At 75.6% G+C, this 22,250-nt stretch carries 16 protein-coding genes; 5 read left to right on the top strand and 11 right to left on the bottom strand.

All coding sequences use genetic code 11. From position 1 onward, the window contains the following. The first annotated feature begins 116 nt into the window (after window positions 1–116). A complete protein-coding gene (locus ACSNOB_RS18135) occupies window positions 117–494 on the top strand; it encodes a PH domain-containing protein (RefSeq protein ID WP_436687731.1) in 378 nt (125 codons plus the stop codon). 15 nt (window positions 495–509) lie between these two features. Here ACSNOB_RS18135 and ACSNOB_RS18130 read toward each other — a convergent pair whose 3' ends face one another. Beyond that, a complete protein-coding gene (locus ACSNOB_RS18130) occupies window positions 510–1,436 on the bottom strand; it encodes a 2-hydroxyacid dehydrogenase (protein ID WP_436687730.1) in 927 nt (308 codons plus the stop codon). A 195-nt stretch (window positions 1,437–1,631) separates the two neighbouring features. Here ACSNOB_RS18130 and ACSNOB_RS18125 point away from each other — a divergent pair, with 195 nt between their 5' ends. From ACSNOB_RS18125 to ACSNOB_RS18115, 3 genes are all read left to right on the top strand, one after another. Continuing rightward, window positions 1,632–3,446, top strand: a complete 1,815-nt coding sequence (locus ACSNOB_RS18125; protein WP_436687729.1) for a GAF domain-containing SpoIIE family protein phosphatase — start codon at window positions 1,632–1,634, stop codon at window positions 3,444–3,446. Window positions 3,447–3,514: 68 nt separating this feature from the next. Continuing rightward, window positions 3,515–4,690: a PQQ-dependent sugar dehydrogenase gene (locus tag ACSNOB_RS18120; protein ID WP_436687728.1), complete on the top strand. Its 1,176-nt coding sequence runs from the start codon at window positions 3,515–3,517 to the stop codon at window positions 4,688–4,690. A gap of 58 nt (window positions 4,691–4,748) precedes the next feature. Next, complete coding sequence (locus tag ACSNOB_RS18115) at window positions 4,749–6,317, top strand: metallophosphoesterase (RefSeq protein WP_436687727.1); 1,569 nt, start codon at window positions 4,749–4,751, stop codon at window positions 6,315–6,317. Between the two features lie 97 nt (window positions 6,318–6,414). Here ACSNOB_RS18115 and ACSNOB_RS18110 read toward each other — a convergent pair whose 3' ends face one another. The 6 genes from ACSNOB_RS18110 to ligA all read right to left on the bottom strand — a co-directional run bounded on the left by ACSNOB_RS18110 (window position 6,415) and on the right by ligA (window position 17,664). Next, complete coding sequence (locus tag ACSNOB_RS18110) at window positions 6,415–8,784, bottom strand: transketolase-like TK C-terminal-containing protein (protein ID WP_436687726.1); 2,370 nt, start codon at window positions 8,782–8,784, stop codon at window positions 6,415–6,417. 153 nt (window positions 8,785–8,937) lie between these two features. Continuing rightward, window positions 8,938–10,437 carry an Asp-tRNA(Asn)/Glu-tRNA(Gln) amidotransferase subunit GatB gene (gene gatB / locus ACSNOB_RS18105; protein WP_393105166.1) on the bottom strand — a complete coding sequence of 500 codons (1,500 nt, stop codon included), beginning with the start codon at window positions 10,435–10,437 and terminating at the stop codon, window positions 8,938–8,940. 13 nt (window positions 10,438–10,450) lie between these two features. After that, the gene (gene gatA, locus ACSNOB_RS18100) at window positions 10,451–11,932 is read right to left on the bottom strand and encodes an Asp-tRNA(Asn)/Glu-tRNA(Gln) amidotransferase subunit GatA (protein WP_436687725.1); all 1,482 of its coding nucleotides are present in this window, start codon (window positions 11,930–11,932) and stop codon (window positions 10,451–10,453) included. Next, window positions 11,929–12,234, bottom strand: a complete 306-nt coding sequence (gene gatC / locus ACSNOB_RS18095) for an Asp-tRNA(Asn)/Glu-tRNA(Gln) amidotransferase subunit GatC (protein ID WP_091096942.1) — start codon at window positions 12,232–12,234, stop codon at window positions 11,929–11,931. The genes gatA and gatC overlap by 4 nt, the downstream gene beginning before the upstream one ends. Window positions 12,235–12,464: 230 nt before the next feature. Beyond that, window positions 12,465–15,266, bottom strand: coding sequence for an EAL domain-containing protein (locus ACSNOB_RS18090; protein WP_436687724.1), 2,802 nt, complete (start codon window positions 15,264–15,266; stop codon window positions 12,465–12,467). A gap of 262 nt (window positions 15,267–15,528) precedes the next feature. Beyond that, on the bottom strand, window positions 15,529–17,664 hold the full coding sequence (ligA, locus tag ACSNOB_RS18085) for an NAD-dependent DNA ligase LigA (RefSeq protein ID WP_436687723.1): 2,136 nt from the start codon (window positions 17,662–17,664) through the stop codon (window positions 15,529–15,531). Window positions 17,665–17,864: 200 nt separating this feature from the next. On the opposite strand from ligA, the gene ACSNOB_RS18080 reads away from it, so the two are divergent. After that, window positions 17,865–18,398: a type II toxin-antitoxin system PemK/MazF family toxin gene (locus tag ACSNOB_RS18080; RefSeq protein WP_436687722.1), complete on the top strand. Its 534-nt coding sequence runs from the start codon at window positions 17,865–17,867 to the stop codon at window positions 18,396–18,398. Window positions 18,399–18,516: 118 nt separating this feature from the next. On the opposite strand, the gene ACSNOB_RS18075 is transcribed toward ACSNOB_RS18080, so the two are convergent. The 4 genes from ACSNOB_RS18075 to mnmA form a co-directional block, all read right to left on the bottom strand. Then, window positions 18,517–19,518 (bottom strand): ADP-ribosylglycohydrolase family protein, encoded by a 1,002-nt coding sequence (locus ACSNOB_RS18075; protein ID WP_436687721.1) that lies wholly within the window; start codon window positions 19,516–19,518, stop codon window positions 18,517–18,519. 153 nt (window positions 19,519–19,671) lie between these two features. Then, on the bottom strand, window positions 19,672–20,031 hold the full coding sequence (locus tag ACSNOB_RS18070; RefSeq protein ID WP_436687720.1) for a VOC family protein: 360 nt from the start codon (window positions 20,029–20,031) through the stop codon (window positions 19,672–19,674). Window positions 20,032–20,067: 36 nt separating this feature from the next. Beyond that, window positions 20,068–21,072 carry a methionine synthase gene (locus ACSNOB_RS18065; RefSeq protein WP_436687719.1) on the bottom strand — a complete coding sequence of 335 codons (1,005 nt, stop codon included), beginning with the start codon at window positions 21,070–21,072 and terminating at the stop codon, window positions 20,068–20,070. Between the two features lie 37 nt (window positions 21,073–21,109). Further along, window positions 21,110–22,183: a tRNA 2-thiouridine(34) synthase MnmA gene (gene mnmA, locus ACSNOB_RS18060; RefSeq protein WP_436687718.1), complete on the bottom strand. Its 1,074-nt coding sequence runs from the start codon at window positions 22,181–22,183 to the stop codon at window positions 21,110–21,112. Window positions 22,184–22,250 lie beyond the last annotated feature (67 nt).

Below are 22,250 nucleotides of genomic sequence, written 5' to 3'. Positions count from 1 at the left end.
CGCGCACGACGGCGGTGACGCCGAGTCGACAGTGACGCTCGTCACCGCCAGCAGCGGGGGCCATGCCGGCCCCGCCCGGCGCGTACCGGGGCCGGCGGGAGTGGGATCATCGGGGGGTGAGCAGCTCCGACACCGTCCGCTTCCGGCACAACCAGGCGATCCTGGCGGCCGCGATCATCGCCTTCATCGGCGCCCTGCCGCTGGCCGGCGCCCGGTGGTACCTGCTGCCGGTGCTGCTCGTCCCGCTCGGCGTCGGGGTCTGGGCGTGGCGGGCCGGCACCGACGCGGACGCCCGCGAACTGCGCCTGCGGGCGCTCTTCGGACAGCGCCGGATCAGCTGGGACCGCGTCGTCGAGCTGGCCGCCGACCCGCGCGGCCGGGCGGTCGCCCGGCTCGACGACGGCCAGGCGGTGCCGCTGCCGGCCGTGCGCGGCACCGACCTGCCCCGCCTGGTCGAAGCCACCGGCCAGACCCTGCCCGACGCGGCCGGCTGACCCGCCGGGCCGCGCTCAGTAGCCGTCCACCACCGCGTTGATCAGCGGCTCGCCGGCCGCGAACCGCCGCACCTGGTCCCCGACCAGCCGGTACGCCCGGGGCAGCAGGCCGCGCACCGAACCCGCCACGTGCGGGGTGAGCAGCACGTTCGGCATCGTCCAGAGCGGGTGGTCGGCGGGCAGGGGCTCCGGGTCGGTGACGTCCAACGCGGCCGAGATCCGGCCGGTCCGCAGCTCGGCGACCAGCGCCTCCGTCCGGGCGACCGGCCCGCGCGCGGCGTTCACCAGCAGCGCGCCGTCCCGCATCGCGGCGAGGAACCTCTCGTCGACCAGCCCGCGGGTCTGCTCGGTCAACGGCACCAGCAGCACCACCACGTCGGCCTCGGGCAGCAGCCCCGGCAGCTCCCCGACGCCGTGCACCCCCTGCGCCGGGCGGGCGGTCCGGGCCACCAGGGTGAAGCTCACCCCGAACGGCGCGAGCCGGTCCCGTACCGCCGTCCCGATCGAGCCCGCCCCGACGATCAGCACCCGCTTGCCGGCCAGCTCGTCGGTCGGGGCGACCTCGTCGTACGCCCACTCGCGCCGGGCCTGGGCGCGGGCGAGGGCCGGGAAGGCCCGCAGCTGGGACAGGATCGCCGCGACCACCCACTCGGCGGTGGACGGGTCGTGCACGCCCCGGGCGTCGCAGAGCGTCACCCCCTCGGGGACCCGGCCGGTCCACGCGTCCGCCCCGGCGGAGAGGAGCTGCACCACCGCCAGGTCGGGCAGCTCGCGCAGCAGCGCGGGGGCGTCGCCGCCGGCCAGGAAGGGCGGCACCCAGAACCGGACGCCGGCCACCTCGGAGGGGAGCCGGGTGGGGTCCTCGGCCACCTCGACCGTGACCTCCGGGGGCAACTCCCCGAGGAGCGTCCGGCCGGCCTCGTGCGGGATCCATACCTTCACGCCCGCCGACGATAGGCCCACGGCGGCCTGGTCGGCCGGGCGGGGCGGGCCCCGGCACCCGAACGAGCGGCCGCCCGCCGGACAGCGCAGCGTGACCGGGATGACTGCCCGCGGACCGGGTCGGTGCCGGCCCGGACGGGGTATAAGGGGGACCGGAGCGCCGGTCGGCCTCCGACCGGCACAGACAGGTGGTCGATGACCGACGGTTCCCGCGACGACGCCCCGGGGCGCGCCGCCCCGATCCCGGCGCTGCGCGACCCCGACCGGCTGCGCTCCCTCGCCGAGACCGGGCTGGCAGCCGCCCCCGACGAGGCGTTCGACCGGTTCGCCCGGCTGGTCGGGGATCTGCTCGACGTGCCGGTCGCGCTGGTCTCCCTCGTCGACGCCGACCGCCAGTTCTTCCCCGGCGAGGTGGGCCTGTCCCCGCCGTGGGCAGCCCGGCGGCAGACCCCGTTGAGCCACTCGTTCTGCCAGCACGTCGTCGACCTCGGGACGCCGATGGTGCTGCCGGACGCCCGGCTTCACCCCACCCTCCGGGACAACCTCGCCGTGCCCGACCTCGGCGTGGTGGCGTACGCCGGGATGCCGCTGACCGACCTGGAGGGCCGGGTCCTCGGGTCGCTCTGCGCGATCGACGACAAGCCGCGCGACTGGACCGCCGAGCAGTTGCGGACGCTCGCCGACCTTGCCGCCGCCTGCTCGTCGGAGCTGCGACTGCGGATCGCCCTCGACGGAGCCGAGGAGGCGCGCCGGCGCGCCGAGGAGGCCAACGGCCGGCTGGAGCTGCTCGCCGGGCTGGCCGGGACGCTGGCGGGGACCCTCGACGTGACCACCGTGCTGCGGCACGTCCGCGACACCATGGTGCCGCTGCTGGCCGACTGGTCCCTGGTCACCCTGGTCGGGCCCGACGGATCGCCCCGGGACGTGACCGCCGCGCACCACGACCCGGCCCGCGCCACGGACGTCGCCCGCTTCGCCGAGCTGATGCGGACCGGGCTGAGCCGCGACTCGATCACCCGGGCGGTGCTGCGGACCGGCCGGCCCGTGCTGGGCAGCGCGGGCACGCTCGCCGACGTGCGGCGGGGCACGGTCGGGCCGGAGATGCCGGAGATCGCCGCCCGGCTGGGCTTCTCGTCGCACCTCAGCGTGCCGATCACCGACGCCGGGCGGGTGCTCGGCTGCATCACCCTGATCAACGGCCCGGCGCGGCGGCACTTCGACGACAGCGACCTGCTCATCGCCGAAGACGTCGGCCGCCGGGCCGGGCAGGCGATCGGCAACAGCCGCAGGTACGGCGAGCAGCGGCACGTCGCGCACGTGTTGCAGCACAGCATGCTCCCGCAGCTGCCCGCCACCGACGACCTGGAGCTGGCCGCGCGCTACCAGCCGGCGGCGGACCGGGTCGAGGTCGGCGGCGACTGGTACGACGCCTTCCGCCAGCCGGGCGGGGACCTGATCGCGGCGATCGGCGACGTGGCCGGCCACGACATCGAGGCCGCCGCGATCATGGGGCAGCTGCGCAACCTCGTGCGGGGCAACGCGTACGGCCGCCCGGACGCGGTCGGGGAGCTGATGAGCCGCCTGGACGAGACGATCCGGGGGTTGCGCATCCCCGCCGCGGCCACCGCCGCCCTGGTGCGGCTGCGCGCCGACGACGCCGGCGGCCAGCAGGTCACCTGGTGCAACGCGGGTCACCCCGCGCCGCTCGTGGTGCGGGCCGGGGGCGCGGTGCAGGTGCTCGGCGGCGCGCCGGAGCCGCTGCTCGGGCTGAGCCGGCCGGTGCGCCGCACCAGTCGGCACGCCCACCTGGCCGCGGGCGACACCCTGCTGCTCTACACCGACGGCCTCGTCGAGCGGCGGGACCGGAGCATCGACGAGGGGATGGCGGAGCTGGCCGGACGGCTGGGCGGCACGGACCGGCTGCCGCTGGGCGAGCTGTGCGACATGCTGCTGACCGCCGCGCGCCACCGCGAGGACGACGTCGCGCTGCTCGCCGTCCGGGCCCGCTGACCCCGCCACGGCGACCGGTCCGATCCGTCGGCCCCGCTACGACGCCTCGGCGGGCTACCCTGGGCCGGGTGAGCGCCCGTCCCCCGTACCCTCGCACCCGTCGCCTCCGGGCGGCCCTGGCGGCGTCGTGCGCGGCGCTGCTGCTCGCGACCGCCGGTTGCAGCTTCGGCGAGCCCGAGCCGGACCCGGCGGGTGAGCCGCCCACCTTCCCCACCCCCTCCACGACGGCGAGCGCCGGCGCCGCCGGCCAGGAAGTGGTCACCACCGTGCTGGCCAAGGGCCTGCGGGTGCCGTGGGGCATCGCCTTCCTGCCCGACGGCGCGGCGCTGGTCACGGAGCGGGACAGCGGCCGGATCCTGCGCGTCGGCCCGGAGTCGGGGCCCGACGGGCTGAAGGTCGCCCCGGTGCAGACCGTCCCCGACGTGGCGGCGGCCGGCGAAGGCGGGCTGATGGGCATCGCCGTCTCGCCCGACTACCAGCGCGACAAGTCGGTCTTCGTCTACTACACCACCGAGCGCGACAACCGGATCGCCCGGCTGGAGCTGGGCGGCACGCCCACCCCGATCCTCACCGGCATCCCCAAGGCGGGCATCCACAACGGCGGCGGCCTCGCCTTCGGCCCGGACGGCCTGCTCTACGCGAGCACCGGGGACGCCGGCGACCGGCCGCAGGCGCAGGACGTCAAGCGACTCGGCGGGAAGATCCTGCGGATCACCAGGGACGGCAAGCCGGCGCCCGGCAACCCGTTCCCGAACTCCCCGGTGTGGTCCCTGGGCCACCGCAACGTCCAGGGCCTCGCCTGGGACGCCGGCAAGCGGATGTACGCCGTCGAGTTCGGCCAGAACGCCTGGGACGAGATCAACCAGGTCGCCAAGGGGCGCAACTACGGGTGGCCGCAGGTCGAGGGGCGCGACGACGACAAGCGCTACGTCAACCCGATCACCCAGTGGCCGACGTCGGACGCCTCCTGCTCCGGGCTGACCGCCACGGACCGGCTGCTGGTCACCGCCTGCCTGCGCGGCAAGCGGCTGTGGCTGGTCGAGCTGACCGACACCGGCACGGTGCTCGGGCAGCCGCGCGAGCTGCTGACCGGCCGGTTCGGGCGGCTGCGCGCCGTGGCCGCCGCCCCCGACGGCTCGATCTGGGTGAGCACCTCCAACCACGACGGGCGGGGCGACCCGGCGCCCGAGGACGACCGGCTGCTGCGTCTGGTCTTCGCCGGCGGCGGGGCCGGCCGGAGCTGACGCGGCCGGTCCGCCCAGGTTTCCCAAGATCCCTCACTGGGCAGGTCAGAATCTCAGCATGGACGGGCAGGAGAACGAGCAGCACGGCCGCCGGGGCGAGGACGCCCCGGCGGCCGGTCGTGCCCCGCGCCTCCGCCGGGGCGGCACCGACCGGGGTGGCCGGCGTGTGCTCCGCGCGACCGGGGTGACGCTGGCGGTCCTGGTCGTCACCCTGGTCGGCGTGGTGCTCGGCGTGCTCGCCGGCGGCCGGGTGAGCACCGACATCGGCCCGTTCCAGGCCGACCTCACGGTGGCGCCGGCGGTCAGCGGCAGCACCACCGTCGACGTCCCGCCGCTGGGCGCGCTGCTGCTCGACAGCCACGACGGCCCGACCCACCTGACGGTCGAGCTGGGCGCGCTGGACCAGAGCCGCACCGAGGCGCTCATCGACGACCCGGCCAGCATCAACCGGGCCAGCCAGTCGGCCGTCGAGGACGTCCGCGAGGGCGTGCTGCGGCTCGGCCTGCGGACGCTCGCGTCGGCCGTGCTGGTCACCCTGCTACTGGCCCTGCTGGTCTTCCGCGACGCCCGCCGGGCGGCCTGGGCCGGCGGGCTGGCGCTGGTGATCACCGCCGGCAGCCTCGGCACCGCCGCGGCGACCATGCGGCCGCAGGCCATCGAGGAGCCACGCTACGAGGGGCTGCTGGTCAACGCCCCCGCGATCGTCGGCGACGCCCGGCGGATCGCCAACGACTACACCCGATACGCCGAGCAGCTCCAGCGCATCGTCGGCAACGTCAGCCAGCTCTACACGACCGTGTCGTCCCTGCCCGTCTACGAGCCGGCCCCCGGCACGACCCGGGTGCTGCACGTCTCCGACATGCACCTGAACCCGACCGGCTGGCAGCTCATCCGCACCATCGTGGAGCAGTTCGGCATCGACGTGGTGATCGACACCGGGGACATCACGGACTGGGGCAGCGAGCCGGAGGCCTCCTACGTCGGCTCGATCGGCCTGCTCAAGAAGCCGTACGTCTACATCCGGGGCAACCACGACTCCGGCCGCACCGCGGCGGCCGTGGCCCGCCAGCCGAACGCGATCGTGCTCAACAACACCACCACCACGGTCGCCGGGCTGACCATCGCCGGCATCGGCGACCCGCGCTTCACCCCCGACAAGAACACCTCGCCGGCGGGCAGCGGCCTCACCAAGCAGGTCGCCGACCAGGTGATCGGCGTCGGCGACCAGCTCGCCGCCACGGTGCGCAGCTCGCCGCGGCCGGTGAACATCGCGCTGGTGCACGACCCGGCCTCCGCCGGCCCGCTGTCGGGCACCTGCCCGCTGGTGCTCGCCGGGCACACCCACAACCGGCAGGTGTCGAAGCTGCCGGAGGCACCCGGCCAGACGCCGACCCAGCTCATGGTCCAGGGGTCCACCGGCGGCGCCGGGCTGCGCGGGCTGGAGGGCGAGAAGCCCACCCCGCTGTCGATGAGCGTGCTCTACTTCGACGAGAACAAGCTGCTCCAGGCGTACGACGACATCACCGTGGGTGGCACCGGGCAGGCGCAGGTCAACCTGGAGCGGCACGTCGTGGAGAACCCGAAGGCGGGCGTCCCGGCCCCCGTCACTCCCACCCCGACCCGCTGACCCGCTGACCCGCAGGGCACCACCGCGCCGGGCGACGGCCGGGCGACCGCCGTACACCGCCGGACGGCGGTCCGCCGACGGCCGATGCCGGGACGGCTCAGCGCAGGGACAGGGCCGCCAGGGCGGCGTTGACGATGCTGCCGGGCAGCAGGTCGTGCAGCTCGTACAGCTCGTGGACGCTGCCGGACTGGCCGAACTCGTCCACCCCCAGCGGCACCGCCGGGGCGCCGACCGCCGAGCCGAGCCACGCCATCGCGTGCGAGGCGGCGTCGTGCACGGTCACCACCGGCACCCGGTCCGCGAACGCCGAGCGCAGCGCGCCCGGCACGCTCGGCACGGTCGCCGTACGGACGCCCTGCCGCAGGGTGCGCTGCCAGGCCCGGTAGAGCCGGTCCAGGCTCGTCACGTCCACCACGTGGGCGGCGATGCCCTCCTCGGCGAGTTCCGCCGCCGCGGCGAGCACCTCCGGCAGCACCGCGCCCGAGGCGGCGAGCTGCACCACCGGCGCGTCGGCCAGGTGCGGGTACGCCTGGTGGGCGTCGACCAACCGGTACGCCCCGGCGACCGCCTGCCGGCGCAGCACCGCGTCGCCGAGCCGGGCCCGGGCCGCCTCGAAGGGCGCCTGGTCGATCGGGCGCGTGCTGAGCCGGAAGTAGTACGCCCCGTCCTCGGCCGGCGCCGCCGTCGCCGACGGGGTGGACCCGCCCGCGATCTGGCCCAGCGCGTCGCAGAGCAGCCAGTCCAGGGAGGTTGCGTACGCCGGTTCGAGGAACGTCACCCCGGGCAGTTCCAGGCCGACCGAGGCGGTGATGGTGGACTGGTGGGCGCCGCCCTCCGGGGCGAGCGTGATGCCCGACGGGGTGCCGGCGACCACGAACCGGGAGCCGGAGTAGGTGCCGTAGAGGAACGCGTCCAGCCCGCGCAGCACGAACGGGTCGTAGACCGTGCCGACCGGCAGCAGCGGCTGGGCCGACAGGTCCCAGGCCAGGCCGAGCTGGCCGAGCAGCAGGAACAGGTTCATCTCCGAGATGCCCAGCTCGATGTGCTGCCCGGCGGGGCTCTCCGTCCAGCGCAGCATCCGGTCCTCGGTCCAGGACCGCTGCTCGGTGGGCGCGAAGACGCCGGTCTTGTTGATGAAGCCGGCGAGGTTGGTGGAGGTGGCCACGTCCGGTGCGGTGGTCACCAGGTAGCGCCCGACCTCCGGGTTGCGGGCCAGCTCGACCAGCACCCGGCCGAAGATCTCCTGGGTCGAGATCGGCTTGTTGGCGCGTACCCGCGTGCTCTCCGGGACGGTGACCCCGAGCGCCCGCTCGCGGGGCGCGCGCGACAGCGCCTCCCGGCGCTCGCCGGCCCGGATGCCGGCCGGGGACGCCGGGTCGAGGCGGTCCCACTCGGTCTCCGGCGTCAGCCCGTGCGCGGCGCGCAGCGCCTCCACCTGCTCCGTGGTGAGCAGCGCCGAATGGTTGCGGGGGTTGCCGGCGATCGGGAGCCCCCACCCCTTCACCGTGTACGCGAACACGACGCTGGGCCGGTCGGTGACCGCGTCGCACTGGGCGTACGCGTCGAGCATGGCCGCCATGTCGTGCCCGCCCAGGTCGGTGACCAGCGGCCCCAGCTCGTCGTCGCCGATGTCGGCGATGAACGCCTCGATCCCGTCGGGCGCGCCGTCGAGGAACTGCTTGCGCAGCGCCGCCCCGGCGAGCCCGAACAGCGACTGGTACTGCTCGTTGGGCATCGCGTCGATCCAGTCGCGCAGCCGCTCCCCGCCCGGCCGGGCGTACGCCTCGGCGAGCTTGCGGCCGTACTTGACCTCGACCACGTGCCAGCCGGCGGCCTCGAACTGGCCCCGCCACTGGTTGATCCGCACCCCCGGCACCACCCGGTCGAGCGACTGCCGGTTGAAGTCGACCAGCCACATCACGTTGCCCAGACCCGTGGTGGCCGGGTCGGCGACCGCCTCCCAGATGTTCCCCTCGTCCAGCTCGGCGTCGCCGATCAGCGCGACGAACCGGGAGTGCGGGCGGGCGCCGAAGTGCGCGTCGACGTAGCGCCGGGTCGCGGCGGCGAACAGCGGCGCCGCCGCGCCGAGCCCGACGGAGCCGGTGGAGAAGTCCACCTCGTCCGGGTCCTTGGTGCGCGACGGGTACGACTGGAGCCCGCCCCGGGCCCGCAGCCGGGTCAGGTAGGAGCGGTCGAGGTTGCCCAGCAGGTACTGGATGGCGTGGAAGACCGGCGAGGCGTGCGGCTTCACCGCCACCCGGTCCTCGGCGTCCAGGTGCGCGAACCACAGCGCCGTCATCGCCGTGACCAGCGAGGCGCTGGAGGCCTGGTGCCCGCCGACCTTCACCCCGTCGCCGGTGTCGCGGTCGTGGTTGGCCGCGTCCACGATCCGGGTGGCGAGCCAGAGCACCCGCCGCTGGATCTCGTCGAGGACCTCGAGGTCGGTGCGGGACGGCTGCTCGTTCACGGTGGCTCCATCCAGGCGTCGCCGTTGACGCCTCGCGAGGGGTGGGGGGTGGCGCTACGCCGGCCCGCGTGGATCGACCACGAGGTTGGCGGCAGTCGGAGATCGAGGACTGCCGCCAACCTCGTGATCACACCGGCCGGCGGGGGTGGGTGGTCAGCCCTGGGCGCCGAGGCGCTCCAGGATCAGCTCGCGGACGGTCTTCGCGTCGGCCTGGCCGCGCGTGGTCTTCATGACCGCGCCGACCAGCGCACCGGCCGCGGCGACCTTGCCGCTGCGCACCTTCTCGGCGATACCCGGGTTGGCGGCGATCGCCTCGTCGACGGCGGCGGTGAGCGCGCCGGTGTCGGAGACGACCTCCAGGCCCCGGTTGGTCATGATCTCGGTCGGCGAGCCCTCGCCGGCCACCACGCCCTCCAGGACGGTGCGGGCCAGCTTGTCGTTGAGCTTGCCGGCGTCGACCAGGCCCTGCAGCTCGGCGACCTGCGCCGGGGTGGCCCCGACGTCGGCCAGTTCCACGCCGGTCTCGTTGGCCCGCCGGGACAGCTCGCCCAGCCACCACTTGCGGGCGGCGGCCGGGGAGGCGCCGGCGGCCACGGTCCGCTCGATCAGCTCGACCGCGCCGGCGTTGAGCACCGACTGCATGTCCGCCTCCGACAGGCCCCACTGCTCCTGGAGGCGGCGCCGGTGCAGCCGGGGCAGCTCGGGCAGGGCGGCCTTCAGCTCGGCGACCCAGGCGGTGTCCGGCGCGAGCGGCACCAGGTCCGGCTCCGGGAAGTACCGGTAGTCGGTCGCGGTCTCCTTGGACCGGCCCGGCGTGGTGTCGCCGGTGTCCTCGTGGAAGTGCCGGGTCTCCTGCGTGATCCGGCCGCCCGCGTCGAGCACGGACGCCTGCCGGATGATCTCCGACCGGACCGCCCGCTCGACCGAGCGCAGCGAGTTGACGTTCTTGGTCTCGGTGCGGGTGCCCCACTCCTGGCCGGGCAGGTTCAGGGAGGTGTTGACGTCGCAGCGCAGCGACCCCTCCTCCATCCGCACGTCGGAGACGCCCAGGGAGCGGATCACGTCGCGCAGCTCGGTGACGTACGCGCGGGCCACCTCCGGCGCGAGCGCGCCGGTGCCGGCGACCGGCTTGGTGACGATCTCCACCAGCGGGATGCCGGCCCGGTTGTAGTCGACCAGCGACTCGGTCGCGCCGTGGATGCGGCCGGTGGCGCCGCCGACGTGCAGCGTCTTGCCGGTGTCCTCCTCCAGGTGCACCCGCTCGATACCGATCCGCACCAGCTCGCCGTTCACCTCGACGTCCAGGTAGCCGTCCACGCAGAGCGGCTCGTCGTACTGGCTGATCTGGAAGTTCTTCGGCATGTCCGGGTAGAAGTAGTTCTTCCGGGCGAACCGGCACCACTCGGCGATCGAGCAGTTCAGCGCCAGGCCGATCCGGATGGTCGCCTCGATGGCCGCCTTGTTGGCCACCGGCAGCGAGCCGGGCAGGCCCAGGCAGACCGGGCAGACCCGGGTGTTCGGCGCGCCGCCGAAGTCCGTCGGGCAGCCGCAGAACATCTTGGTGTTCGTGCCCAGCTCGACGTGGGTCTCCAGGCCGATCACCGGTTCGTAGCGCGCGACGACCTCGTCGTACGCGGGCAGTGTCGTCGTCATCTGAGCTCCTGCCTCACAGTGCCGGTGGGGTGAACGTGCCGACGGCGCTCTCCAGCGCGGCGGCGACCCGGTACATCCGGTCGTCGGCCATCGTCGGGGCCATGACCTGCAGACCGACCGGCAGCCCGTCCGAGAGCCCGCACGGCACCGAGATGCCGGGGCCGCCGTACAGGTTGGTCGGGATGGTGAACAGGTCGGCCAGGTACATCTGGTACGGGTCGGCGGTGCGCGCCCCGATCGGGAACGCCACGAACGGGGTGGTCGGCGAGATCAGCGCGTCGACCCGCTCGAACGCGGCGGCGAAGTCGCGGCTGATCAGCGTGCGCACCTTCTGCGCCTGCCCGTAGTAGGCGTCGTAGTAGCCCGACGAGAGCGCGTACGTGCCGATCATGAGGCGCCGCTTGACCTCGGGGCCGAAGCCGGCCTCCCGGGTCAGCGACATGACCTCCTCCAGCGACCGGTTGCCGTCGTCGCCGACCCGCAGGCCGAACCGGACGCCGTCGAACCGGGCCAGGTTTGAGGAGCACTCGCTCGGGGCGATCAGGTAGTACGCGGGCAGCGCGTACTTGAAGTTCGGGCAGGACACCTCGACGATCTCGGCGCCCAGCTTGGTCAGCGTGTCGACCGACTCCCGGAACGCGGCCAGCACGCCCGGCTCGGCTCCCTCGCCGGTGAACTCGCTGACGATGCCGAGCCTCACGCCGGTCAGGTCACCGGTCGCGCCCCGCCTCGCGGCGGCCACCACGTCCGGCACCGGCTGCGGGATCGAGGTGGAGTCGCGCGGGTCGTGCCCGCCGATCACCTCGTGCAGCAGCGCGGCGTCCAGCACCGTGCGGGCGCACGGGCCGGGGGTGTCCAGCGAGGAGGAGAACGCCACCAGGCCGTAGCGGGAGGTACCGCCGTAGGTGGGCTTCGCGCCGACCGTGCCGGTGACCGCGCCCGGCTGGCGGATCGAGCCGCCGGTGTCGGAGCCGATCGCCAGCGGCGCCTCGTACGCGGCCAGCGCCGCGGCGCTGCCGCCGCCCGAGCCGCCCGGGATGCGGCTCAGGTCCCACGGGTTGTGCGTCGGCCCGTACGCCGAGTACTCCGTGGAGGAGCCCATAGCGAACTCGTCCATGTTGGTCTTGCCGAGCATCACCGTGCCGGCCTCGCGCAGCCGCCGCACGATCGTCGAGTCGTACGGCGGGCGCCAGCCCTGAAGGATCTTCGACCCGACGGTCGTCGGCACGCCCTTGGTGGTCAGCACGTCCTTCACCGCGACCGGCACGCCGGCCAGCGGGCCCAGCTCCTCGCCGGCGGCGCGGCGGGCGTCCACCGCGCGGGCGGCCGCCAGCGCGCCCTCGCCGTCGACGTGCAGGAACGCGTTCACCCGGTCGTCGACCGCGGCGATCCGGTCCAGGTGCGCCTGGGTGACCTCGACGGCGGAGGTCTCGCCGGCGGCGACGAGCCCCGCGATCTCCGTCGCGGTCAGTCTGGTCAGGTCGGTCTGGGTCATGACGCCACATCCTCATCCAGGATCCGCGGTACGCGGAACCGCTGCTCCTCGGCGTCGGGCGCGCCCGACAGCGCCTCCTCCGGGGTCAGGCCGGGCACCACGACGTCGTCGCGCAGGACGTTGGTCAGCGGCACCGAGTGCGAGGTCGGCGGGATGTCCGCCGCGGCGACCTCGCCGACCTGCGCGACCGCCTGGAGGATCACGTCGAGCTGGCCGGCGAAGGTGTCCAGCTCCTCCTCCGTGACGGCGAGCCGCGACAGTCGCGCCAGGTGCGCGACCTCCTCGCGGGAGATGGCGGCCATCGGTGCCCCCTTCGTGACGGTGCTGCTGGTCGGGCCGGGTGCCGCCGCGCGGTCGGTTGGTGCGTGACGCGCGGTGACCGGAGCGAGTCTATTGTTCCGTCCCGGCGGCGCGTCCCCGACTCCCCCTCCGGGCGCGGCGCGCCGGGCCTCCGCCGGTCACCCGCACCGCGCGGCCGGCACGCCGGGGCGGTCCCGGCCGGCGGTGCGGGCCCGACGGACGGGTGGTGGGCTCAGCGGGCGTGCCGGCGGGGGATCTCGGCGTCCGGGGTGGGCGTCGGGCGGACCGGGCGGTAGCGGGCCAGCCAGGCGACGAGTTCCTCGGCCGGCATCGGCCGGGCGTAGAACCAGCCCTGCGCGGCGTCGCAGCCGGCGGCGTACAGCATCCGCCAGGTGCGCTCGTCCTCCACGCCCTCGGCGACCACCCGCAGCCCGAGCGCCTTGGCCAGCTCGATCGTCGACTTCACGATCGCGGCGTCGTCGGCGTCCTCGGCCATCCCCAGCACGAAGGAGCGGTCCACCTTCACCTCGGACAGCGGCAGCCGGCGCAGGTGTTGCAGGGAGGAGTACCCGGTGCCGAAGTCGTCCAGCGCGATGCCCACCCCGATGCGGTGCAGCCGGGTGATGGTGGCCAGCACGCGGCGGGGGTCGGCCATCAGGGCGCCCTCGGTGATCTCCAGTTGCAGCCGCTGCGGCGGCACGCCGTGCCGGGCGAGGCGGTCGGCGATCTGGTCGGCGATCTCGCCGGTGTGCAGGTCCCGCACGCTGACGTTGAGCGCCGCCGGCAGGCCGATCCCGGCGGCCGACCACCTGGCGAGCTGTTCCACCACGTCGTCCACCACCCGCCGGGTCAGCAGCCGCATGACCGCGCTCTGCTCGGCGACCCGGATCAACTCCTCCGGGTCGACCATGCCCCGGCGGGGATGCCGCCAGCGCAGCAGCGCCTCCACGCCGACCACCTCGCCCGTCGCGATGGCGACCTGCGGCTGGTAGTACATCGTGATCTCGCCCGCGTCGGCGGCCGGGTCCGGGTCCGCGCCGCGCCGGCGGGTCGGCTCGGGGTCCGCGCCCCGCCGCCGTGGCGCGTCCTGCCGGGCGGCCCGCCGCACCGCCGGGTCGCGGTCGCCGCGGCGACCGCCCGCGCCGTCGCCCGCCGTGCCCTGCCGGCGTACGCCCGTGCCGGCCTCCCCGCCGGGCGGCCCCAGGCGGTCGCGGCGGCCGGGGCCGTCGCCCCGGTCCGGGCCGGCCTCCGGGTACGCCGCCGCCCGGCGGCGGATCGGGTCGGCGGCCGTGACGATCTGGTTGATCAACTCGTCGGCGTGCGGCGGTTCGCTCCGCTGCCGGCGGCGGCGCAACCGCCAGCGGCCGGATCCGGCGTCGGGACGCAGGGCCGCGGGGTCGGCCGGGAGTTCGGCACCGTCCCCGCCCCGGGTGCCGCCGGTCCGCGCGCCACCCGGCAGGCCCTCCGCGGCCCCCAGTCCCGTCACGGCCGCCACGGTCTGCTCGCCCGCCACGGCGGCGCCGCCCATGCCCGCCACGGCCCCGGCGCCCGCTCCCGGCAACCCGTCGCGGGCGACCGCGCCGTCCCCCGGGGGTGCGCCGGCCGCCGCGCTGGCGGCGTCCACCCCCGCCGGGCCGACCACGCCCGGCGGGGTCCCGGCGTCCGTCGCCGACGGGCCGGCCGGGTCCGGCGCGGTTCCCGCGCCCGCCCGGGCCGGGGCGCCGGGCCGGCGGCCCGCCTCCAGCACCCGGCGCAGGTCCGCGAGGAGGCCGAGCCGCTCGGCCGAGTTGTGGTCGGACTCGGCCGCGTAGACCGCCACGGTGTCGTTGCGGTGCTTGGCGTCGTACATCGCCACGTCGGCGTGGCGCATCAGGGTCGCGAAGTCCTCGCCGTGCTCCGGGAAGATCGCGATGCCGATGGAGCCGCCCACGTCGAGCGGCAGCCCGTCCAGCGACACCGGTTCGGCCAGGGCGCGGACCACCCGGTCGGCGACATCCCGGGCCTCGCCGGCGTCGGCCAGCCCGGTCATCACGATGGCGAACTCGTCGCCGCCCAGCCGGGCCACCATGTCGTCGCCGACGACCGTGGTCAGCCGCGCGCTCACCTCGACCAGCAGCCGGTCGCCCACCGCGTGCCCGAGGGCGTCGTTGACGTTCTTGAACCGGTCGAGGTCGATCAGGAGCAGTGCCAGGTGCGCGCCCGGTTCGCCGCGGGCCGCCCGTTCGGCGTGCAGGTGCACCTGCTCGCCGACCTCGGCCAGCAGCGCCTTGCGGTTCGGCAGGCCGGTGAGCGGGTCCAGGGAGGCGAGCTGCTGCTGCTCCAGGCTGAGCCGGGCCATCCGGTAGACGGCGAACAGCGGCACCAGCACCAGCGGGATCAGCGCCGCGCTGGCCCGCGCCGCGGCGACCAGCACCGGGGCGAGGAGCAGCAGCGAGCCGGTGGACAGCAGCTCGAAGCCCAGCCCCTGCCGCAGGCTGGGCCACCAGCGGTCGCCGAAGCGCAGCCGGACGGCCGCGCTGACCAGCGCGTAGTTGACGGCGAACCAGGCCACCGTCGCGCCGCCCACCGCGGCCACGTCCGTCCAGCGCAGCGGGCCGCCGTCGAAGATGCCGCCGGGCCCCAGCCAGGTGACGGCGTACGCGGCGGCCAGGGCGCAGGCGTACTGGCCGGCGTTGAAGGCGGTCCGCCAGGGGGCGTGCCCCATCCGCCAGCCGGAGACGACGACGGCCACCGCCTGCACGGCGACCGCCGGGCCCAACCCCCAGCCGAGCAGGATCGCGAAGGTGAAGCAGGTGGACGGGAAGACCGCCGAGGTCTGCCGGCGCCCGGGCGGCACGAACGGGCGCGCGTCGCAGCCGACGGCGAGAGCCGCCATCACCCAGAACGCCGCCGGCAGCTCCGGCAGCTCGGCCGGCAGGGCGAGCAGCGGGCGTACGTTGAGCAGCACGGCCAGCGCGACGACCGACCAGACGAAGGCGAAGAAGGGCCGCCCCCGGCCGGGCGGAACGGAGTTTCGCAGGTCGGCGGCCTCCATCACACCTCCCGAGGGCTCGGTCCACGAGGGCGTGACCCACTGGCACGCCGTGCCGTCAATGAAACGCCCTCCAGGGCGCAATGCCCGACACGACAGTCGCGAATCGGTCGTAGTCGTAATTAAGTTGGTATCCGGGCCACTCCCCCGCAAGCCTCTCCCGGCGGCGCCGCCCACTCCCACGCCCGGACCGGGCTCCCGCCCGGGTCGGCTCCACGGTCGGGTCGGTCACCCCCTCGGGTCGGTCACCCCGCTCGGCCGGTCGTCAGGCTTCGGTGCGGGCGACCTCCCGGGCCGCGTCCGGGCCCGCGTCGAGCAGCACCCGGAATCCCTCCTCGTCGAGGACGGGGAGCTTGAGGCTGGCCGCCTTGTCCGCCTTGGAGCCGGGGTTGTCGCCCACCACGACGAAAGAGGTCTTCTTGGAGACCGAGCCGCTGACCTTGCCGCCCCGGCTCTGGATCGCCTCGGCGGCCTGGTCGCGGCTGAACCCGGCGAGCGTCCCGGTCACCACCACGGTGACCCCCTCCAGCGGGCGCGGCCCCTCGTCGACCGCCTCCTCGGCCATCCGTACGCCGGCCTCGGCCCACTTGCGGACCACCTCGCGGTGCCAGTCGACGGCGAACCACTCCCGGATGCTCGCCGCGATCGTCGGCCCCACCCCGTCGACCGAGGAAAGCTCCTCCTCGCTGGCCTTGTCGATCGCCTCGACCGAGCGGAAGTGCCGGGCGAGGGCCTGCGCGGCCGTCGGCCCGACGTGCCGGATGGAGAGCCCCACCAGCACCCGCCACAGGTCACGTTCCTTGGCCACGGCGAGGTTGTCCAGCAGCTTGGTGGCGTTGCTGCCGAGGCTGCCGTCCTTGTTGACGAAGAACGGGGAGCGGGCGAGCTGGTCGGCGTCGAGGGCGAACAGGTCGCCCTCGTCGGTGATGATCTGGGCGTCGAGCAGCGCCGCGGCGCTCTTGTAGCCGAGCGCCTCGATGTCGAACACCTTGCGGCCGGCGAGGTGGAAGACCCGTTCCCGTAGCTGACCGGGGCAGGTGCGGGAATTGGGGCAGCGGATGTCGACGTCGCCCTCCTTGGCCGGCGCCAGCGGCGAGCCGCAGGCCGGGCAGGTGGTGGGCATGACGAACGGCCGGGCGTCGGCGGGGCGCAGGTCGACCACCGGGCCGAGCACCTCGGGGATGACGTCGCCGGCCTTGCGCAGCACCACGGTGTCGCCGATCAGGACGCCCTTGCGCTCCACCTCCCGCGCGTTGTGCAGGGTGGCCAGGGCGACGGTGGAGCCCGCCACCCGGACCGGCTCCAGCACGGCGAACGGGGTGACCCGGCCCGTCCGCCCGACGTTGACGTCGATGTCGAGCAGCTTCGTGGTCACCTCCTCCGGCGGGTACTTGAAGGCGATCGCCCAGCGCGGCGCCCGGCTGGTCGAGCCGAGCCGGCCCTGGATGGCGACCGGGTCCACCTTGACCACCACGCCGTCGATCTCGTGCTCGACGTCGTGGCGGTGCTCGGCGTAGTAGGCGATGAACTCCGCGACGCCGGCCAGGTCGGGCACCACCCGCCAGCGGTCGCTGGTCGGCAGCCCCCACGCCTTGAGGGCCGCGTAGGACTCGGACTGCGCCGTCGGCTGGAAGCCGCGGCGGGCGCCGATGCCGTGCACCACCAGCCGCAGCGGGCGGGACGCGGTGATCCGCGGGTCCTTCTGGCGCAGGCTGCCGGCGGCGGCGTTGCGCGGGTTGGCGAAGGGGGCCTTGCCCTGCTCGACCAGCCCCGCGTTGAGGTCGGCGAAGGCCGCCACCGGGAAGTAGATCTCGCCGCGGACCTCGACGAACTCCGGCACGTCGGGGAACTCCGCCGACGGGGTCAGCTGGCCCGGCACGTCACGGATGCTGCGCACGTTGGCGGTGACGTCCTCGCCGGTGCGGCCGTCGCCTCGGGTCGCCGCCCGGACCAGCCGCCCGCGCTCGTAGGTGAGGTTGATGGCGAGCCCGTCGACCTTCAGCTCGCAGAGGTAGGGCACGGGCCCGCCCGCGTCGCGCTCGACCCGCTCGGCCCAGGCCGCCAGCTCCTCGTCGGCGAAGGCGTTGTCCAGCGAGAACATCCGCTCGGCGTGGGCGACCGGGGTGAAGTCGGTGGAGAACGTGCCGCCGACCCGCTGGGTCGGCGACTCGGGGGTGCGCAGCGCGGGGAACTGCTCCTCCAGCGCCTCCAGCTCCCGCAGCTGCCGGTCGAACTCGCCGTCGGAGATGGTCGGCGCGTCCAGCACGTAGTAGCGGTACTGGTGCTCCGTCAGCTCCTGGCTGAGCGTGGCGTGCCGCTCCCGCGCCTCCGGGGTCGGCTCGGCGCCCGCCGCCTTCTCCTGCGCCGGAGTGACCTGCTGGGGGATGGCTTCCTCGGACACCGTGCGACCTCCCGTGATTCCGCTACCCCGGCACCGTATCGGGCCGGTGGGACACTCCGCCGGCCACCCGCCGCGCCCGAGCGGCGGCAGGGCCGCTGACGTGCGAGGATCGCCGGACGGCGGGGCGGGGCCGGGTGGCCCGCCGCGCCGTCGAGACCCGCGGCGTCCGCGCCGCACCCACTGGCGAGGCGGGGGTACGAATGCCCGAATGGCTGCTCTGGGCGGCGGCGGTCGTGCTGGCCGTGGCGGCCGGCTGGACGTGGAGCGAGTGGCGGCGCGGTGCCCGTGGTGGCACGGTGCGCCGACCGGAGCGCCCGCGCACCCGGCCCGGCCGCGGCACGGCGCCCCCGGGCGGCCCGGGCCGGTCCACCGCGCCGCCCCGGCCGCGGGTCGGCGAGCGGGCGCCCGCCGACGCGCCGCGCCCGGGCGAGGTCTGGTGGGCCGACGTCCCGTACGCCGACGGCACCGGCTCGAAGGTGCGGCCCTGCCTGGTGCTGCGGGCCGACGCCCGGGGCGCCGACGTCTTGAAGATCACCAGCCAGGACAAGAGCGCCCGGGACGACCACGTGCGCATCCCGACCCGGGAGTGGGACCCCGACGCGGACCACGACAGCTTCGTCGACCTGGCCGAGCCGGTCCGGGTCCCGCTGACGGACTTCTCCCGCCGCGCCGGGGCCTGCGACCCCGCCCTGTGGCGGCGCATCCGCCGCCTGCCCCACCTCCCCGGCGCCTGACCCGCCCGGCGCCCGCGCGACAGGGAGCGCCGCGAGTCGGCCGCCTCCCCCGCCCGCGCGGAGGGGCGCCGTGGGTCGGGTCGCCGGCCGGGGATACCCCTCCGGGCGGGCGCGCCGGTCAGTCCCAGGCCCGGGCGAGGGTGCCGAGCTGGTCGGCGTACTCGATGCGGGTGGACCAGGCGGCGGGCCAGGCCGGCATGCCCAGGGCCGCGCCGACGAAGGCCCCCGCCAGCGCGGCGATCGAGTCGGAGTCACCGGCGGTGGTGGCGCCCCGGGCCAGCGCGGCGACCGGGTCGTCGGCGTGCCGGATCGCGCAGAACAGGGCGGTGGCCAGCGCCTCCTCGGCGACCCAGCCCTCGCCGGTGTGCCGGCACGGGTCGCCGCCGTCGTCCGGGCCGGCGAGCGCGGCGTCGAGGCGACCGAGGACCGCCAGGCACTCGTCCCAGCCCCGCGCGATGAAGTCGTGCGGGGTGTCCACGCCCGGGCGCTGCCAGAGATCACCGAGCCAGTCGGCGCGGTAGACCCGCCGCTGCTCGCGGGCCCGGTCCGCGAGCAGCCGGGGCAGCTCCGCCAGCGCCGCCCCGGTGCGCAGCAGCCGCACGGCGTACGCGGTCAGCTCGCTGGCCGCCAGGCCGGTCGGGTGCCCGTGGGTGAGCCCCGCCTGGAGCTGGGCCAGCCCGGCGAGGGTGTCCAGATCGACGTCGACCAGGCCGACCGGGGTGACCCGCATGTTGGCCCCGCAGCCCTTGGAGCCGGCCACCGTCGCCTCCTGCCAGCGGACGCCGCGCCCCAGTTCCGCGCAGGCGCGCAGGCAGGTCATGCCCGGCGCCCGGTTGTTCTCGGGGCTGGTCGCCCAGTCGAGGAAGCGTCGCCGCAGCAACGGCTCGACGACCTCGGGCGTCAGCGCCGTGGCGTCGTGCAGCGCCCAGCCGACGGCCAGCGCCATCTGGGTGTCGTCGGTCACCGGTGCGGGATCGCCGTCGAGCTCGCGCGGCCCGGCCGGGCCGTAGCGGCGGACGATCTCGGCGACGGTCAGGAACTCGGTCGGCTTGCCCAGCGCGTCACCGTAGGCGAGGCCGAAGAGGGAGCCGGCGGCCCGCCGGAGCGAGGTGTCGATCATTCCCGCGATCATGCCGCCCGACCGCAACCCGCACCACCGCGGCGCCCGCACCGGCCTTCGCCGGGCGAGGCTCTCCTGCTGGGCGTCCCCGGTCACCGGCGGGCGGCTGGGCGAGGCTCTCCTGCCGAACGTCCCCGGCGGCCGGCGGGCGGCTCAGTCGGAGAAGACCAGGCAGAACGGGTGGCCGGCGGGGTCGGCGTAGACCCGGAAGTCGTCGCCCTGCCCCGGCAACCGTCGGGCGCCGAGGGCCAGCACCCGCTTCTCGGCCACCTCGACGTCCTCGACCTGCACGTCGAGGTGGAACTGCTGGGGGCGCGCCGGGTCGGGCCACGCCGGCGGGCGCAGGTCGAGCGCCTTCTGGAAGGCGAGCCGGTGCCCGGAGCCGGAGATGACCACCCAGCCGTCGTCACTGGCGTCGGCGTCCAGCGAGAGGCCCAGCAGCTCGGCGTAGAAGTCGGCCAGTGCCCGGGGGTCGGGGCAGTCGATGACCACGGTGCGCAGCTGTCCAATCATGCCGACCATCCTGCCCCGCCCGTACGACGGGAAACCTCAGTCCTCGGCGAGCCGCCGCCCGGCGTCCCGGCAGGCGGCGAGCACCGCGCGGGCGTACTGTCCGGTGGCGTTGGCGAGGCCGCAGGCCGGGGTGACCACGACCTGCTCGGCCAGTTGCCGGCGCGGGAAACCGAGGCGGTCCCAGAGCTGGCGTACCCGGTCGGCGACCTCGGCCGAGGTGGGCGCGCGGCCGGCGGCCGGCGGCCGGGTCGGCGCGGCGCCGGCGAGCAGGCCGAGCCCGGCGTCGATCGCCTCGCCCAGCGGGTCCAGGTCGGTGACGAGGCCGAGGTCGAGAGCCACGCCGACGGCGCCGGTCGAGCGGATCAGCTCCAGCGGCACGTCCGGCGCGCAGCAGTGCACCAGGGTCGGCACCCCGGCCGCCTCGACGACCGTGCGCAGCAGCGACGCGGCGACGCCCGGCTCCACGGCGCGGTACGCGCCGAGCCCGCTCTCGGTGGGCACCCGTCCGGCGAGCACCGTCGGCAGCGACGGCTCGTCGAGCTGGAGCAGCACGGTGGCCCGCGGCAGCCGGCGGGCGACCGCCGCGACATGCGCCCGGAGCCCGTCGGCGAGCGAGGCGGTGAGGTCCCGGACCGCGCCGGGGTCGCGCAGCATCCGACCCCCGATCGGCAGCTCCAGGGCGGCGGCCAGGGTGAGCGGGCCGCCGGCCTGGATCTTGACCGGTCCGGCGTACTCCTCGGCCTGCTCGGCGAGCTGGTCGAGATCGCGTTCCATCAGGTCGCGGGCGCGGCGCAGGTCCCGCCCCGGGCGCGGCGCGATCCGCCAACGGGCGGCGTACAGCTCCACCGGCAGCTCGACCAGCAGGCCGGCGGTCCGGCCGATCAGGTCGGCGCCGGGACCCCGGGCCGGCAGTTCCGGCAGGTGGGGCAGCGCGGGAAGCTCGCCGAGGGCGATCCGCTGCGCCTCCGCGATGTCGGTGCCGGGAAGCGAACCGATGCCGGTCGCCGCGCCGGCCGGCCAGGGCCACGCCTGATCTGTCACGGGCGAAGACTATCCGGCCGCCGGGCGGTCGGACCGCTCAGCCGGCGATGGTGGCGGAGCCGAGCACGACGTCGCCGGCCGGGTCCGGCCGGTAGGCGACGATCGCCTGGCCGGCGGCGACCCCGCGCACCGGGCGGCGCAGCTCGGCGCGGAGACCGTCGGTGGTCAGCTCGACGGTCGCCGGCACCACGTCGCCGTGCGCGCGCAGCTGCACCTCGCACTCCAGCGGCGCGTCCGGCCTCGGCCCGCCCGTCCACACGGGACGCTCGGCGCGCACCCGGGAGACCTCCAGCGCCTCGGCCGGGCCGACCGTCACCGTGTTGGTCTTCGGCGTGATCGAGAGCACGTACCGTGGGCGCCCGTCCGGCGCCGGGCGGTCCAGGTGCAGGCCGCGCCGCTGCCCGACGGTGTACGCGTACGCGCCGGTGTGGCTGCCCACCACGGCCCCGGTGGTCGCGTCCACCACGTCGCCGGGGGACTCGCCGAGCCGCTGGGCCAGGAAGCCGCGGGTGTCGCCGTCGGCGATGAAGCAGATGTCGTGCGAGTCGGGCTTGTCGGCCACCGCCAGCCCTCGCCGGGCGGCCTCCTCGCGGACCTGTGCCTTCGTCGAGTCGCCGAGCGGGAAGATGGACCGATCCAGCTGCTCGCGGGTGAGCACCGCGAGCACGTACGACTGGTCCTTGGCCTCGTCGACGCTGCGGCGCAGCAGCCCGTCCGCGCCGAGCCGGGCGTGGTGGCCGGTGACCACGGCGTCGAAGCCCAGGGCCACGGCCCGGTCCAGCACCGCGGCGAACTTGATCTTCTCGTTGCAGCGCAGGCAGGGGTTCGGCGTACGGCCGGCCGCGTACTCGGCGACGAAGTCGTCGACCACGTCTTCGTGGAACCGGTCGGCCATGTCCCAGACGTAGAACGGGATGCCGATCACGTCGGCGGCCCGCCGGGCGTCGCGGGAGTCCTCCAGCGTGCAGCAGCCGCGCGCGCCCGTCCGGTACGTCTGCGGGTTGCGGGCCAGCGCCAGGTGCACGCCGGTCACGTCGTGCCCCGCCTCCACGGCCCGCGCCGCCGCCACGGCGGAGTCGACCCCACCGGACATCGCCGCCAACACCCTCACCGGCCCACTCCCTTCATCCCACCGAGCCTATCCGCGCCCCGCCCCCACCCGACCTCCCCGCCCACCC

Source organism: Micromonospora sp. URMC 106, from assembly GCF_051386395.1.
Lineage (GTDB): Bacteria > Actinomycetota > Actinomycetes > Mycobacteriales > Micromonosporaceae > Micromonospora.
The sequence above is the reverse complement of the archived record's forward strand: the minus strand, read 5'-3'. Positions and strand labels throughout refer to the sequence as shown.

Coding starts and splice junctions, on each gene's coding strand:
- ACSNOB_RS18125 (WP_436687729.1), top strand. CDS start 1,632: ATGACCGACGGTTCCCGCGACGACGCCCCGGGGCGCGCCGCCCCGATC.
- ACSNOB_RS18115 (WP_436687727.1), top strand. CDS start 4,749: ATGGACGGGCAGGAGAACGAGCAGCACGGCCGCCGGGGCGAGGACGCC.
- gatB (WP_393105166.1), bottom strand. CDS start 10,437: ATGACGACGACACTGCCCGCGTACGACGAGGTCGTCGCGCGCTACGAA.
- gatA (WP_436687725.1), bottom strand. CDS start 11,932: ATGACCCAGACCGACCTGACCAGACTGACCGCGACGGAGATCGCGGGG.
- gatC (WP_091096942.1), bottom strand. CDS start 12,234: ATGGCCGCCATCTCCCGCGAGGAGGTCGCGCACCTGGCGCGACTGTCG.
- ACSNOB_RS18090 (WP_436687724.1), bottom strand. CDS start 15,266: ATGGAGGCCGCCGACCTGCGAAACTCCGTTCCGCCCGGCCGGGGGCGG.
- ACSNOB_RS18080 (WP_436687722.1), top strand. CDS start 17,865: ATGCCCGAATGGCTGCTCTGGGCGGCGGCGGTCGTGCTGGCCGTGGCG.
- ACSNOB_RS18075 (WP_436687721.1), bottom strand. CDS start 19,518: ATGATCGACACCTCGCTCCGGCGGGCCGCCGGCTCCCTCTTCGGCCTC.
- ACSNOB_RS18070 (WP_436687720.1), bottom strand. CDS start 20,031: ATGATTGGACAGCTGCGCACCGTGGTCATCGACTGCCCCGACCCCCGG.